The sequence below is a fragment of the Nocardiopsis sp. MG754419 genome (genome assembly GCF_018207095.1).
Lineage (GTDB): Bacteria > Actinomycetota > Actinomycetes > Streptosporangiales > Streptosporangiaceae > Nocardiopsis.
In genome coordinates this window covers 1-14,458 of sequence record NZ_QOCZ01000063.1, presented here as the reverse complement: position 1 = coordinate 14,458, position 14,458 = coordinate 1, and the positions used below count along the sequence as shown (strand labels likewise).

General features: G+C 71.1%; 12 protein-coding genes, 1 tRNA gene and 1 pseudogene. 7 read left to right on the top strand and 7 right to left on the bottom strand.

The genetic code is table 11. From position 1 onward, the window contains the following. Positions 1-590: 590 nt before the first annotated feature. The 4 genes from DSY14_RS14250 to DSY14_RS14235 form a co-directional block, all read right to left on the bottom strand. A tRNA-Val gene (locus DSY14_RS14250) sits at positions 591-664 on the bottom strand. A gap of 48 nt (positions 665-712) precedes the next feature. Next, a complete protein-coding gene (locus DSY14_RS14245; RefSeq protein WP_211717027.1) occupies positions 713-1,171 on the bottom strand; it encodes a peroxiredoxin in 459 nt (152 codons plus the stop codon). A gap of 113 nt (positions 1,172-1,284) precedes the next feature. Continuing rightward, a complete protein-coding gene (locus DSY14_RS14240; RefSeq protein ID WP_211717026.1) occupies positions 1,285-1,710 on the bottom strand; it encodes a DUF3052 domain-containing protein in 426 nt (141 codons plus the stop codon). 194 nt (positions 1,711-1,904) lie between these two features. Further along, the gene (locus DSY14_RS14235; protein WP_211717025.1) at positions 1,905-2,315 is read right to left on the bottom strand and encodes a YjbQ family protein; all 411 of its coding nucleotides are present in this window, start codon (positions 2,313-2,315) and stop codon (positions 1,905-1,907) included. Between the two features lie 129 nt (positions 2,316-2,444). Between DSY14_RS14235 and DSY14_RS14230 the strand changes: the two genes are divergently transcribed. Then, on the top strand, positions 2,445-4,106 hold the full coding sequence (locus DSY14_RS14230) for an alkaline phosphatase D family protein (RefSeq protein ID WP_307851224.1): 1,662 nt from the start codon (positions 2,445-2,447) through the stop codon (positions 4,104-4,106). A 359-nt stretch (positions 4,107-4,465) separates the two neighbouring features. Here DSY14_RS14230 and DSY14_RS14225 read toward each other — a convergent pair whose 3' ends face one another. Beyond that, positions 4,466-5,443, bottom strand: a complete 978-nt coding sequence (locus DSY14_RS14225; protein WP_211717023.1) for a hypothetical protein — start codon at positions 5,441-5,443, stop codon at positions 4,466-4,468. A 299-nt stretch (positions 5,444-5,742) separates the two neighbouring features. Next, positions 5,743-6,990, bottom strand: coding sequence for a helix-turn-helix domain-containing protein (locus tag DSY14_RS14220; RefSeq protein WP_211717022.1), 1,248 nt, complete (start codon positions 6,988-6,990; stop codon positions 5,743-5,745). A gap of 330 nt (positions 6,991-7,320) precedes the next feature. Here DSY14_RS14220 and DSY14_RS14215 point away from each other — a divergent pair, with 330 nt between their 5' ends. From DSY14_RS14215 to DSY14_RS14195, 5 genes are all read left to right on the top strand, one after another. Continuing rightward, positions 7,321-8,214, top strand: coding sequence for an ACP S-malonyltransferase (locus tag DSY14_RS14215; RefSeq protein WP_249187872.1), 894 nt, complete (start codon positions 7,321-7,323; stop codon positions 8,212-8,214). Between the two features lie 11 nt (positions 8,215-8,225). Then, positions 8,226-9,182 carry a beta-ketoacyl-ACP synthase III gene (locus DSY14_RS14210; RefSeq protein WP_211717020.1) on the top strand — a complete coding sequence of 319 codons (957 nt, stop codon included), beginning with the start codon at positions 8,226-8,228 and terminating at the stop codon, positions 9,180-9,182. Positions 9,183-9,257: 75 nt separating this feature from the next. Then, positions 9,258-9,497: an acyl carrier protein gene (locus tag DSY14_RS14205; RefSeq protein ID WP_211717019.1), complete on the top strand. Its 240-nt coding sequence runs from the start codon at positions 9,258-9,260 to the stop codon at positions 9,495-9,497. A gap of 122 nt (positions 9,498-9,619) precedes the next feature. Beyond that, positions 9,620-10,858: a beta-ketoacyl-ACP synthase II gene (gene fabF / locus DSY14_RS14200; RefSeq protein ID WP_211717018.1), complete on the top strand. Its 1,239-nt coding sequence runs from the start codon at positions 9,620-9,622 to the stop codon at positions 10,856-10,858. A 166-nt stretch (positions 10,859-11,024) separates the two neighbouring features. Further along, positions 11,025-12,191, top strand: a complete 1,167-nt coding sequence (locus DSY14_RS14195) for an EAL domain-containing protein (RefSeq protein WP_307851223.1) — start codon at positions 11,025-11,027, stop codon at positions 12,189-12,191. Between the two features lie 76 nt (positions 12,192-12,267). Here the strand turns inward: DSY14_RS14195 and DSY14_RS14190 are convergent, their stop codons facing one another. Beyond that, positions 12,268-13,209 carry an SGNH/GDSL hydrolase family protein gene (locus DSY14_RS14190; protein WP_211717017.1) on the bottom strand — a complete coding sequence of 314 codons (942 nt, stop codon included), beginning with the start codon at positions 13,207-13,209 and terminating at the stop codon, positions 12,268-12,270. 677 nt (positions 13,210-13,886) lie between these two features. Between DSY14_RS14190 and DSY14_RS14185 the strand changes: the two are divergent. Then, positions 13,887-14,458: pseudogene (locus tag DSY14_RS14185) on the top strand (hypothetical protein); the annotation flags it as partial.

The window sequence follows — 14,458 nt, the reverse complement described above, 5'->3', positions numbered from 1 at the left end:
TGTCGTGCTCTCACGCTAGAGGGGCGGCGGTCGCGTGGCTTCTTTCTTCCTGATCGACACTCGGGCGCGGTCGCGGAACGCGCGCGGACCGGAGTCGGCCCGAGTGGCGGCGACCCCGTGCGGAGCAGCGCTTCGCGCTCGTCCCGGTCCGAACCCGGACTCGGATGCGCTCCGATCAACCGGGGATCGGCACGGCCCGGGCCGAAGGTGTGAGGGTCGGCTCCAGCGCCCTTCGGACACGACGGAGCCTGGTGCGGGGAGGGACGCGGGCGGAGCCGTGGGGACCCGCCCGGCGCGGCCGCGTGTCGATGGCCCGCCGTGTGCGGTGGGAACGAGTCGAAGGCGTCCCCGTGAGCGCCTTCAGGCCCGGACGGGGGCGGGACGCTCTGCGTCGAGTGGACCCCGCGCAACCGACGACGACCTACGAGGCACGGCCTCGCCTTGTCAGAGGTCGTTCCGCCCGCCCTGCTGGCCATCGCGACCCCGGACACAGGGGGTGGGAGGGCGAGGTTCGGGGGTCTGCCCGGTGAACGCGACGGACGACCCGGCGAGGGGGCCGAAGGCCCCCGAGCGGGGTCGTCCTGAATACGTGGGCGCGAAGGGACTCGAACCCCTGGCCTATTGCTTGTAAGGCAATTGCTCTAACCAACTGAGCTACGCGCCCGATGCGTCGCGAGAGATCATACCGCGTCGCGGTGCCCGTTGCGCCGGGTTATCCGGTCAGGGCGCGGGACCGCTCCAGGTACGCCGTCACGTCGCGCGGCCGCCCGGTCGGGGTGAGGACCGACCAGCGGACGATGCCCTCGGAATCGATGAGGAAGGTGCCGCGCCGGGCGATCCCGCGTTCGGGGTCGAACACCCCGTAGGCACGGGCGACGTCCCCGTGCGGCCAAAAGTCCGACAGGAGCGCGAACGGGAAGTCCTCCCGGTCCGACCACGTGCGCAGGGCGAAGGTGGAGTCCACCGACACCGCGAGAACGGTGACACCGAGTTCCCGGAGTTGGGCGTGGTGTTCCTTGAGGTCGGCCAGTTCACCCGAGCAGATCCCGGAGAAGGCCAGCGGGTAGAAGACCAGCAGCACCGGCCCGTCGTGCCCCAGGGTGGTGTCCTGACCGTACTGGTCCTGGAGGGTGAACGCGGGGGCGACCTCGCCCACGGTGATGTGGCTCATGTCCCTCTTCACTCTGGTCGTCGCACAGGCCGATGGCGGCGCCCACCGATCGGCGGGCGCCCTGCCACGTCGCGCGCCCTGATCGGGGCGCGCGACGCCGGACTACGAGTCCGCTACCGCTTGGGGACGACCAGGCGCGTGCCCGACCAGTCCTCGCCGATGCTGACCGCGCTGGTCTGGGACAGCCCCGACGTGGAGGCGGCCTCGGCGACGTCGTTGGGGGACACGTGCAGATCACGCCCCGCCTTCGGGGTCAGGACCAGGATGGTCCCTCCGTCGGCGATGGTGGTCACCGTGTCCATCAGCGCGTCGGTGAGGTCGTCTTCCTCATCGGATCGCCACCACAGCAGTGCGGCGTCGACGTCACCGTCGTAGTCCTCGTCGACCAGCGCCTCGCCCGTGAATTCGGCGATGGATGCGCGCAGTCCCTCGTCGACGTCCTCGTCGAAGCCGAATTCCTGCACCACCTGACCCGGCTTGAATCCGAGTCGGTCAGCCAAGCCGCGTTCGCTTTGTGCCTGGCCCGCGGTCGCGCTCACGAAAGTTCTCCTCCACAGATGGTTTTTCTCAATCTTGCCTGCACGAAGCAGTTGTCACAACGATGCCGGGCTTTTCGCCGCCCGTCGCGTGGGTCCGTAACCATCGTTGATGGCCTAGTTCACACGCTAGTGCCTGCTCCCGTCAACGCGCGGACGATCCCGCGCACGTGCCGGGGCGGCACGGTCCGGTCCGTCTAGTCGGACCTGAGGTAGGACAACCGGACCCGCCGGTCGGGGTTGTCCACGTTCAGGTCGACGACGGCGATGGATTGCCAGGTCCCCAGTTCGAGTCTTCCGGAGATCACCGGCACGGTGGTCTGTGGTGCGACGTAGGCGGGCATGACGTGCGACCGACCGTGCCCCCGGGATCCGTGCCGATGCCGCCAGCGGTCGTCCGCCGGGAGCAGGTCGTCCAGGGAGGCGAGAAGGTCGTCGTCGGATCCGGCGCCCAGTTCGATGATCGCCACGCCCGCGGTCGCGTGCGGGACGAAGACGTTGAGCAGGCCGTCACCGCCGGCCTCGGCGACGAGGTCGCCGCACGGTCCGGTGATGTCGGTGATGCTCTCCGAGCCACCGGTGCGCAGCTCAAGGATCTGTGTCCGCATAGCGCCCACCTTCGCGCAGGCCGGGCCCGGGTGCAACCATCCGCCGGGAACCTGTGGATGACGGGAGCGTCCGGAAGGGGCCATACTCGTCGTCAACGTGCGCAAAAAAGGACGAAAGAAGGGGAAAGGGTGACTGTCTCGTTACGTCTGGGGCCACTGCTGCGGCATGTGGGGACCTCCACCGCGACGGTGTGGGTGGAGACCGATCACCCCTGTGACGTGCGGATTCGACTGGAGAACGGTGTGGTCGAGGTCGCCCGCACGTTCACGGTCCACGGTCATCACTACGCCGTCTGCGAAATCGGCGACCTGCCCCCCGGTTCGTCCCTGGCCTACGAGATCTTCCTCGACGAGGACCGGGTGTGGCCCGAACCCGACCATGAGATGCCGCCGAGTCGCCTGCGCACGCTGGACGAGGACGCGCCCACCCGGCTGCTGTACGGGTCCTGCCACACCCCCACCGGCGACACCCCCGAGGGGCTCGTTCGCCACGGGCCGGACCTGCTGCGCGCGACCGCGCGCCGGTTGGCCCGTGAGGAGGTGGAGGACAACCTGGTGCTCCTGCTCATCGGCGACCAGGTGTACGCCGACGAGCTCCAGGAACCGATGCGCGCCTTCCTGGCACGGGCGCGCGAGGAGGGCGACGACGACGCGCCCGACGACGAGGTCGTGCACTACGACGAGTACGCCGAGCTGTACCGGCAGGCCTGGTCGGACCCGCAGGTGCGGTGGCTGCTGTCGACCGTCCCCACCCTGATGGTCTTCGACGATCACGACATCCGCGACGACTGGAACACCTCGGCGGCCTGGCGGCGGTCGATGGACGCGCACCCCTGGTGGCGGACCCGGGTGACGAGCGGGTTGGGCGCGTACTGGGTGTACCAGCACGTGGGCAATCTCTCGCCCGAGGCCCGTGACAAGGATCCGCTGTGGGCGGAGTTGACCGGGGCGCGCGAGCGGGGCGACGACGCCGGCGACGTCCTCGACGCCTTCGCCTGGCGGGCGCACACCGAACCGTCCTCCTACCGCTGGAGTCACCGCCACGACATCGGCGACGTGCGGGTCCTGGTGACCGACACCCGCTGTGGACGCGCCCTGGGCGAGGGCGACCCGTCGGACGGCTCCCGGTCCATCCTGGGGCCCGACGGGCACGACTGGTTGGACGAACACCTCACCGGTGGACCCGAGCACGTGGTGGTCGCCTCCACCGTGCCGGTGCTCCTGCCGCCGGCGGTGCACCATCTGGAGGCGTGGAACGAGGCCGTGTGCGGGGGCGCCTGGGGCTCGGCCGCCCGAGGACCGGCCGAGCGACTGCGCCAAGGTCTGGACCTCGAACACTGGGGCGCCTTCCAGTACTCCTTCCACCGGTTGGCCGACGCGGTGCTGGAGGTGGCCCGCGGTGAGCGCGGCCCGGCCCCGGCCACGGTCCTGCTGCTCAGTGGGGACGTGCACTTCTCGTACCGGGCCCGGGCCCACGCACGTGCGGGCGAGACGTCCTCCCGGGTGACCCAACTGGTCTCCTCCGCGCTGTGCAACCAGTTGACCGTGAACCTCCGCAGAGCCGCCACCCTGTCGGCGAGCGCACCCTTGCACCTCGCGGGCGCGATCATGACCCGTCTGGCCGGGGTGCGGCGCGCTCCGCTGCGGTGGGCCCTGGCGGAGCGGCCCTTCTTCGGCAACACCATCGGGGAGGTCCGGTTCGAGGGGCGCGACGCGCTGGCACGGTGGTACCACTGCCCCCAGGGCGGCGACGACGCACTGCCCGAGGTGCGACGCTCGGTGGACCTGTGAGGGCGAACGGCGCGGTCTGAGACGCCGGGCGCCGCGCGCCCGCCGTTCGGTGCCCCGGGCGGCGGAACCCTGTGGCCGGATCCGGCCCCGGGCCCTGGCCACCGAGTCCGACCGGCCCGGGTGTCATCGGTGCTCGCGCACACCCCCTCGACGGGTGTGACCACCACCTGCTCGGGCCTCGTGGCGGCGGCATCGCCCCGGTCTTCACGCTCCGGGGGTTCCGCGCACCGGGCTCGCTACCCCCGGGCACCGGCCCCGGACACGACCGTGGCGGCGCCCGGTGCGGGCGCCGCCACGAGGAGCGTTCAGGCGGTGTTCTTCAGGGGCTCGACCGGGGTCTGCGCCCGTGGTCGGTACGCCTAGGGCTTGTGCGAGGGCGGTCGCCGGTTGGCCTGACCACGACGGCGGTTGCGCACGCCGAGTCCCAGGGCGCCACCCTGGTCCAGGATCCGTCGGGCGGCCCGATCGACCGAGGCACGCGGCCCGGACGACGATGACGACGGATCACCCGGGGCCGGATCCCCCTCGGCGGACTCCTTGTCGGACGCGTCGGCGGTGTCCTCTTCCCGCGACTCCAGGTGCGGGATGAGCGCCGTGGGCTCGTTGTCCGAGTCCTCCTCGGGCAGGGCGCGCAGCCGACGGGTGCGCTGCAACGTCCCGTCCTCGGTGCGTTCCTCCTCCGATGCCTTGGTGGGCTCGGTCGGATTGCCCCGCTCGGTCTCCACGGCGTCCTTCCACGCCTTGTCCTGCTCCTCGTCCTGGATCTTCTGCAGGGCCAGGCGACGGGCGCGTTCGGTGCGCCAGGCGCGGAACGAGCGGGCCAGGGGCGTGGCGATGGGCCAGGTGACCTTCGCCGGGCGGGACAGGGCGTGCCACAGGTAGGCGGTGGTGCCCCAGGCCTCCATCGCGCGGCGGGCCCGCGTGATGGTGAAGAACGTGGGCATGGCCAGCAGGAGCTGCGGCCACGCCAGGGCCAGGGCGGCGAAGAGCGGGTACATGCCGCCGCCCACGATCGCGGCGGCCGCGCCGATGCCCATCGGCACCAGGGCCAAGGCCACCCGGAGTTGCGTGAACTGGCGGAAACGGTGCAAGGACCGCCGGGCCGAGACCGGCGGGGCCAACCCCTCCGGCAACGGGGTGGGCTGCACGACGGTGGCCAGCAACAGGGCGGCCACGCCCACACTGGAGGCCAGCAGTATCGTCCAGCCGGCGGCGGAGAAGGCACCTCCCACCAAGAAGTAGACCAGCCCCAGGATGGGGAGCGGCGCCGGGACCCAGAACAGGACCCGTCGACGAAGCTCACCCTCCTGTGTGGGCTGCAGAACGAAATCGATCACCGGGCGTAGCACCCGGAGCCTCTTCCTCGGTCGCTCGACCACTGCGTTGGACCCCCAAGAACGTCGTGATGGGGCGGCGCGGAGAACCTTGCCCGAGGGTTTTCGCCACCCTCGCCACCACCCACGGCCTGCCCGTATCAAATCTATCCCTCTTCGCGTGGCCCCGGGCGCACGCGTTCGCACACAGATCTACCCGGCACTGGTGAAACTTCTATAAGTGAGATGATTCGACAGGCAACGATCAGGTTACGACGGATTTGGTCCGTTGTCTCGGTTCTGGCGAAAACCGGGCGTTCCGATCATTCGGCGCGGGTTTCGGACAACCGCCCCAAGGCCACCGCGATACGCAGGACGAAGGAACCGCGACCGTCCGAAGGGATGTGACCGGTGAGTTCGGCGATACGACTGAGCCGGTAGCGCACCGTGTTCGGGTGCACGAACAGCATGCGTGCGGTCGCCTCCAGCGAGGAGGCGTGTTCGAGGTACACCGACAACGTGTCGAGCAACGGCGAACCGGCCCCCTGCAGGGGCACGTAGACCTCCTCCACCAGTTGGCGGCGGGCCTCGACGTCGCCCTCCAGCGCGCGCTCGGGCAACAGGTCATCGGCCAGCACCGGCCGGGGCGCGTCCGGCCAGGCCACCGCCGCGCGCAAACCGTTCACGGCCGCGCGCACCGAGGTTCCCGCCGACCGCAGGTCGGGAACGGCCGGACCCACCACCACGGGGCCGGGCCCGAAGAGCCCGGCCAGGGGCTCGGCACCGGCCGCCGGCAGGTCCTCGGCCGCGTAACGGTCGCCCACCCCCACGACCACGACCATCCGCCGACCCTGCAGACCCGCGAGCACGTCGTGCCCCAGCCGCCGGGCCTCCGCGCGCAGATCGTCCATGGCCTTACCGCCGTCCTGGTCGCCCAGGACACCGACCAACGCGATCACCGGTGTGTGCGACCAGCCCAGGGCCGACCCCCACGTCTGCAACCCGTCCTCACGGTCCCCGTGCAGCAGGGCGTCGACGATGAGCGCCTCCAGGCGGGCGTCCCAGGCGCCGCGGGCCTCGGCCGCGCGGGCGTAGACCTTCGCGGAGCTGAAGGCGACCTCGCGGGTGTAGCGGAGGATGGCCTCGCGCAGTTGTTGGGCGCCGCCGGGGGCGGCGAGTTCCTCGACCTGCCCCTCGACCACCTCGATGACCACGCGGATCATGTCGACGGTCTGTTGCAGGGAGACCGAACGGGTGAGCTCGCGCGGGGCGGTGCCGAAGACCTCCACGGTGATCGCGGGGCGTCCCCGCTGCGGGTTGCGGAACCAGTCCACGAAGGCGGCCACACCGGACTGGGCCACCAGTCCGATCCAGGACCGGTCCTGGGCGGACATCCTGCGGAACCAGACCAGCCGTTCCTCCATCCGGGTCACGGCGGCGGTTCCCAAGGCCCCCATGGAGCGTTCCAGTCGACGCACGGTCTCCGCGCGGAACTCGTCCTGCGCGGCGATCGTCGACGCGTCCACGCCGTCCTCGGGCCTGTCCTCGGGTTGCTGGTCTTCGGTGTTCACGTTCCTAGGTTCGCATCCCGCACCGACGTCGCCGCGATCTCACCCCCGTGTCGACCGTCACCCGTGGATCGGGCCGACGGGCGGCCACGGACCGGAAGAAGAGGCGTACCGTCGGAAACGTGACCCCTTCCACTGGTCACGGGCTCACGGGCACGACGCCGGCCTGGTTTTGTGGATCCTCTACAAACGAGTTCGGGCGAACTTCGTGCCCCTCCCTATCCAACTGGCCATCCCCTACAGGGCAAGGTTGATGTCGTGCTTGTAATCGTTGCTCCCGGCCAAGGCGCCCAGGTTCCCGGTTTCCTCTCCCCGTGGCTCGAACTTCCCGGCATGGCCGAGACGTTCGCCTCGTGGTCGCAGGTCACCGGGCTGGACCTCGTGCGCTACGGCACCACGGCGGACGCGGACGAGATCCGTGACACCGCCGTCGCCCAGCCCCTGCTGGTCGCCGCCGGCCTGGCCACGGCGACCGCCATGTTCGACCGCGTGTCCGCCCCCGAGGCGCCCCTGCCCGCCGACCCGTCCCTCGTGGACGTCGTCGCCGGGCACAGCGTCGGCGAGTTCACCGCCGCCGCCGTCACCGGTGTGCTCTCCCCCAAGGAGGCCCTGGCGCTGGTGAGCGAGCGCGGCCGTGGCATGGCCGAGGCCGCGGCCGCGGCCGAGACGGGCATGACCGCGGTCCTGGGCGGGGTGCGCGAGGAGGTCCTGGCCGCCATCGAGGCGGCGGGCCTGACCCCCGCCAACGACAACGGTTCCGGGCAGATCGTGGCCGCGGGCACCGTCGAGCGGCTGGCCGCCTTCGCCGAGAACCCGCCCCCGCGGGCCCGCCTGCGTTCGTTGTCCGTGGCCGGCGCCTTCCACACCGCGCACATGGCCCCGGCCATGGAACGGGTGCGCGAGGCCGCGCGCAGGACCGCCCCCTCCGACCCGTCGGTGCGGCTGCTGTCCAACGCCGACGGCACCGTGGTCGACAGCGGCACCGAGTACCTGGACCGGCTGATCTCGCAGGTCACCTCCCCCGTGCGCTGGGACGCGTGCACACAGACCCTCGCCGACCTCGGCGTGACCGCCCTCATCGAGCTCACCCCGGCCGGTACCCTCACCGGGCTGGCCAAGCGCGCCCTGCGCGGTGTGGAGCTCCTCGCCGTGAAGACCCCCGACGACCTCGATCGCGCCGGCGCCCTCATCAAGGAGCACGCGGGTACCACCGCGGGCTCCCACTAGGAAGGCTGACCATGTTCAACGTCCCGAGCACGCCCGGTGGCGCCGCGATCCGCTCCTTCGGTGAGTTCCAGCCCTCCAACGTGGTCACCAACGCCGACCTGGAACAGCGCGTCGAGACCAACGACGAGTGGATCCAGAGCCGGGTGGGGATCAAGGAGCGTCGGATCGCCGGCCCCGAGGACACCGTCGTGAGCATGGCGGTGGCCGCCGGCGGCAAGGCCCTGGCCTCCGGGGGGATGTCCCCCGAGGACATCGACCTGGTGATCGTGGCGACCTGCACCGTGCAGGACCAGATCCCCAACGCCGCGGCGAGCGTCGCCGCCCGACTCGGCATCACCGCCCCGGGCGCCTTCGACGTCAACGCGGCCTGCGCGGGCTTCTGTTACGCCCTGGGCGTGGCCGCGGACGCCGTCCGGGCCGGCAGCGCCCGCAACGTGCTGGTGATCGGCTCCGAGAAGCTCAGTGACTGGGTGGACTGGCAGGACCGTTCCACCTGTGTGATCTTCGCCGACGGTGCCGGCGCCGCGGTGGTCTCGGCCTCCGAGGAGCACGGCATCGGCCCCGTGGTGTGGGGTTCCTCCGGCGATCGCGCCGACAAGATCTTCCTGCGTGAGGGCAAGTACCTCTACCAGGAGGGGCAGGCCGTCTTCCGGTGGACCACCACCGAGTTGTACAAGGTCGCCCTGGAGGCGTTGGAGCGGGCGGGTGTGCAACCCTCCGAACTGACCGCCTTCGTCCCCCATCAGGCCAACCTGCGGATCGTCGAATCGATCGCACGCAAGCTGGGTGCGCCCCAGGCACTTGTGGCACGCGATATCGTCACCGCCGGCAACACCTCCTCCGCGTCGATCCCACTCGCGCTCTCGCGCATGGTCGGCCGGGGGGAACTGCCGTCGGGGAGCATCGTGCTCACCCTCGGTTTCGGCGCGGGCCTGGTCTATGCCGCCCAGGTGATCCGCGTCCCCTGATCCGTGGGACCGAACATGCCCGTCCCGTGCGGGACCGTTCCCCGACATCGAACGTCGAACAAGGAGAGACAAGACATGGCTCACAGCGAGCAGGAGATCCTGGCCGGCCTCGGCGAGATCATCGAAGAGATCGTCGGCACCGAGCCCTCCGAGGTCACGCCCGAGAAGAGCTTCGTGGACGACCTGGACATCGACTCGCTGTCCATGGTGGAGATCGCCGTCGCCGCCCAGGACAAGTTCGGCGTCGAGATCCCGGACGACCGGCTCAAGGACCTCAAGACGGTCCAGGACGTCATCAACTTCATCCAGAAGTAGTTCCGTCGGACCGCCGGGACCCACCCTGTCCCGGCGGTCCCGCCCCCGATCGGGGGCACACCTCATTCGCCACGACTCTCGGCCGCCGGCCGGGAACGACCCACGAGAAGGGCGATCGGATCATGCCTAAGACCGATGTCGTCGTCACCGGCCTCGGCGCCACCACCCCCCTCGGGGGTGATGTCGCGACCACATGGTCCGCGCTCCTCGACGGCCGCTCCGGTATCAGCGCGCTGCCGGAGGAATGGCACGACACCCTCCCGGTGCACTTCGCCGGACGGATCGCGCAGGAGCCCTCCGAGAAGCTGCCGCGGCCCCGGCTCCGGCGCCTGGACCGGACCCAGCAGTTCGCGCTCATCGCCGCCCAGGAGGCCTGGGACCACGCCGGCGCCCCGGAGGTCGACCCCCTGCGTCTGGGTGTGGTCGTCTCCAGCGGGATCGGCGGCATCCTCACCATCCTGGAGCAGTACGACACCTTCCGTGAGAAGGGCTGGAAGCGGGTCTCCCCGTTCACCGTGCCCATGCTCATGCCCAACAGCCCCGCGGCCGCCGTGGCCCTGGAGTTCACCGCGCGCGCCGGCGCCCACGCCCCGGTCAGCGCCTGCGCCTCCAGCGCCGAGGCGATCGCCAACGGCGTGGACATGATCCGCGCCGGTCGCGCCGACATCGTCATCGCCGGTGGTACCGAGGCGGCCATCCACCCGCTGAACATCGCCTCCTTCGCGTCCATGCGCGCCCTGTCGACGCGCAACGACGACCCGCAGAGCGCCTCCCGCCCCTGGGACAAGGACCGCGACGGCTTCGTCATGGGCGAGGGCGCCGGCATCCTGATCCTGGAGTCGGCCGAGCACGCCGCCAAGCGCGGCGCCCGCGTGTACGCGCACGCCGCCGGTGTGGGCTACACCGACGACGCCTACGACATCGTCCAGCCCGACCCCGAGGGCGCGGGCCAGGCCCGGGCCATCACGCAGGCGCTGTCCGACGCCGAGCTGGAGCCGTCCGACATCGTGCACGTCAACGCGCACGCCACGTCGACCCCGGCCGGTGACGTCGGTGAGGCCCGCGCGATCCGCTCGGCCCTGGGCGACGCCGCCGCAGACCGGGTCGCGGTGACCTCCACCAAATCCATGACCGGCCACCTGTTGGGCGGCGCGGGCGCGGTGGAGTCGATCGCCACGATCCTGGCGCTGCACGACGGCCTGATCCCGCCGACCATCAACATCTCCGAGCTCGACCCCGAGGTGGTCGTGGACATCGTCCGCGACAAGCCGCGGGAGATGCCCACCGGCGACGTGGCCGCCATCAACGAGTCCTTCGGATTCGGTGGCCACAACATCGCGGTGGCCTTCCGACGCGCCTGATCCCTCCGCGTCATCCCCTGTGGGCGTCACTCTCGGTGGCGCCCACAGTCGTGTGCGCGAACCCTGTCGCCCGTGCGTGAACAACCGGTTCCGCACGGAGCAAGAACGGCTGAACAGCCACGGACAGGGCTTCAGGTCGACCCGGCCCACCGGCCACCATGGAGTGGTGTCCACCCTGCACTCCGCACACGCGCATCCGGCTCCCGGCCCCGGCGCCCGACACGGGTCGAACCGGCGCCGGGGACCCTCGTTCCGTCCCGTGGTCGACCTGGACTCCGGCGCGGTCGTGGCCGTCGAGGTCATCGCCCCCGTGCCCGAGGGGCTGGGGCGGCCGGACGGGAGCGGCCGCGTGGCCGCGCTCGTCACCGAGTGGTCCTCGGCCCTGGTGCGGGCCGTGGGCGGCGCGGACACCCCACTGCCGTTGGTGCTGCCGTTGCCGTCGGTGGTGCTGGCCGACGGACCCGGGTTGCCGGCCCTGGCGGAGAGCGCGATGCGGCGGACCGGGCGACGTCCCCGGGACGTCACCCTCATGTTCACCCCCGACCTGGTGGACCTGCCGCGGGATCTGGTCCTCGCGGGGGTGGCGGGACTGCGCTCGGTGGGTTTCCGGTGCGGTTTCGGCACCGCGATGGCCCGGCCGGACCTTGTGCTGGAGGCGACCCCGTTCCTCATCCGGCTGGATCCGACGTTGGTGTCGGGCATCGACGCCGACCAGCGCCACGGCGGGATCGTGGACGGGCTGTCCCGGATCGGCCGCAGCAGCGGCGTGTACGCCCTGGCCACGGGTGTGGCCCGGAGCGAGGAGATCGTCCGGCTGCGGGAGTGCGGGGTACGCCTGGGCGCCGGAACGTTCTTCGCCGACCCCGACTGGCGCCCCGGGGAGAAGGTGACGCCGGTCCCCGAACCGGCGGCCACCGCTCTCGACGACGCGGACACCGGTCCGAAGGTCACCGAGTTCATGGTGCCGCCGCTGGACTTCGATTCCGAGTCCACCGGAGAGCACGTCCTGGAGGCCTTCACCACCGACACCGCGCTCAACAGTGTGGTGCTCATCGACGACCGCGAACGCCCCACGGGGGTGATCGACCGCACGCGGTTCCTGCTGTCGGTGACCGGCCGCTACGGGCACGCACTGCACGCCAAACGGCCGGCCCTGCGTCTGGCGGAGCCGCCGCGGACCGTACCGGCGTGGATGTCGGCGATCGCGGCGCTGCGGGTGGCGGGCCGCGACCGCGAACGCGTCTACGACGACCTCATCGTGACCAACCCCTACGGCCAGTGCCTGGGCGTGGTGCACGTCAGCGACCTCATCCAGTCGTTGTCCCGACAGTGATCGGGAGCCGACGACGCCGTGGGGCCCGCACCGGATCCGGTGCGGGCCCCACGGCGTTCACGCTCGGGAGGGCGGCTCAGCGCAGGGGCTCGGGCCCCTTGGTGCCCGACGGGCTGCTGATGGGCGGTGTGTCCCCGACCGAGTCGTCGTTGAAGTGGGTGTCCGCCCCGGCCTCGAACAACCGCGTCCGCAGGTGCTCGCGGGTCTCCTCGTCGTGGAGGTAGTCCAGTTCCGGACGGCGGGGCATGCGACCGTCCCCGGAGGAGCGGCCCATGGCGCGGCGGCGCAGCCACGGGACGAGGTGCTGACGCGCCCAGCGACGGTTCTCGCGACGGCGCAGGATCCGCGGGAGTTGCTGGGGCGGCGTGGCCCAGGGGTCGGCCCACGAGTCGGGCGGGCCCAGGGGGTGGCCGAGCAGGTCGGCGACGCGGGCGGCGACGATCTGGTGTCCGGCGCCGTTGAGGTGCAGGCGGTCGTCGCTCCAGGCCCGGAAGTCGTTGAGGGCGTTGAGCGCCCACAGGTCCACGATCTCGGTGCCGGTGCGCTCGGCCACGGCGCGCATGTGCATGCTGAAGACCGCGATGCGGCCGCGGTACAGACGCAGGACCGGGATCCACCCGGTGTCGTGGCCGGCCAGGATCACCACACGGATCCCCGCGTCGCGCAGCTGGCGCACGCCCCACTCGAACTTCTCGGCCAGGGCGTCGAGGTCGTTGCCGGGGCGTAGGACGTCGTTGCCGCCGGCCAGCACGGTGACCAGGTCGGGCTTCCACTCCAAGGTCTGTTCGAGCTGCTCGCCGAAGATGTGCCGCATCCGCCGGCCGCGCACGGCCAGGTTGGCGTAGCGAAAGTCCGGGGACAGGCTGCCCAGGTGTTCGGCGAGACGATCCGCGAAACCCCGGTAGGCGCCGCCCGGTCCGCTGTCGTCTTCCATCCCCTCGGTGATGCTGTCACCGATCGCCACGTAGGACCGGATGATCTCCGGTCTGTTCGTGGCACCGGAAGCGGGGGGATTCATCTCAAGGTCTGTCACGTCAACCAATCATCCGGATCGACCGTCCCACGCCTGCCGAGCACCGGGGTGCGCGGTAACGGAAGTCTTGGTGGGGGGCGGTGTGCCGCCGGCCCGCGATGTCCGAGCACCGTCGGCCCCGGGGTCGGCTGCGGCCACCCGGCCGATGTGCGCGCTCGGGCGAGGACAGTGCCGGACCAGCATACCCGCGCCCGACGGGGACACGCCGGATTCGGTCTGATCAGGCCGTTCGAGCCTTCACGGGTCCGAACTTCCGGCGTGGCGCCGGGCCCAGGGGTGAGGGACCGGACGCGCCGGTGACCGCTCTCGGAACAACGTTCACCGGGCCCGAGAAGAGCCGGATGTCACTTATGAGGTGACTCACACAAGATGCGACATGTTCGTCATGGATCTCCCCCACCACGGTGATCACCCACGGTGGCCGGTTCTCACCGGGTCCGCCGGGGACTACCCATGTGCGCTCCGGCCACGTACGATCTCGTGAAGTGCTCACGGCACCCCCGCCCCTCGGTCCTCCGTGTCCTCTCGCGGCAGGGCCGGAGCGTTCCCGGGGCCCGTTCTTCACCGGGCCCGAGGCGCGTACTGTGGTGCATCGAACCGAAGGCCCGTGCGGTTCCTCCCCAATTCACGTGCAGACACCAGGAGGTCGAGGTCCCCAGCGGATGAACGCCGTCTCTCCGATCTGCCTCGTCGACCTCGCACCCGCCCTGCGCTGGTCGAGGTCGCCGGACGTGGCATCCCTGCTCCGACACGACCGGTTGTTCGATGGCTGGTGGCGGTCCCTGCCGGTCACGCGTGTCCTGGACATCGCCGGTCCGCCCTGGTTGGCCCACGGCCTGGCCCGACTCGCGGTCGAGCAGTGGGACCACGTCCCCCTCGCCGAGTTCCTGCCGAGCCTGCGCACGCAGACGGTGGACTGCTCCGAACTCTCCGAGCCGGTCCGCGGGGCGGTCATCGCCACCGCCGGCGACTGGGAGCACCTCATCTCCGCCACCCCGCAGGAGATCAGCGCCTGGCGCCCGGGCCAGTGCGGTGTCCTCGACATCGTCAGCACGGTCGCCTGGCGAGCGCTGCAGCCCTGCTGTGAACTGCCCAGCGGCCCCACACCCTCCCCCGCCCTCATGCTGGAGGCCGTGCGCACCATCGCGCACTGGCTGCCCGAGTCCGCGCCGGACCATGTGCGCAACGCACTCGACTACCTCAACGCCGCGACCGGAGCGGACGAGGATCACGG

Excerpts from the sequence above, each read along its gene's own strand:
- DSY14_RS14245 (WP_211717027.1), bottom strand. The coding sequence starts at position 1,171 with ATGAGCCACATCACCGTGGGCGAGGTCGCCCCCGCGTTCACCCTCCAG.
- DSY14_RS14235 (WP_211717025.1), bottom strand. The coding sequence starts at position 2,315 with ATGCGGACACAGATCCTTGAGCTGCGCACCGGTGGCTCGGAGAGCATC.
- DSY14_RS14215 (WP_249187872.1), top strand. The coding sequence starts at position 7,321 with ATGGCCGAGACGTTCGCCTCGTGGTCGCAGGTCACCGGGCTGGACCTC.
- DSY14_RS14210 (WP_211717020.1), top strand. The coding sequence starts at position 8,226 with ATGTTCAACGTCCCGAGCACGCCCGGTGGCGCCGCGATCCGCTCCTTC.
- DSY14_RS14205 (WP_211717019.1), top strand. The coding sequence starts at position 9,258 with ATGGCTCACAGCGAGCAGGAGATCCTGGCCGGCCTCGGCGAGATCATC.
- fabF (WP_211717018.1), top strand. The coding sequence starts at position 9,620 with ATGCCTAAGACCGATGTCGTCGTCACCGGCCTCGGCGCCACCACCCCC.
- DSY14_RS14190 (WP_211717017.1), bottom strand. The coding sequence starts at position 13,209 with ATGAATCCCCCCGCTTCCGGTGCCACGAACAGACCGGAGATCATCCGG.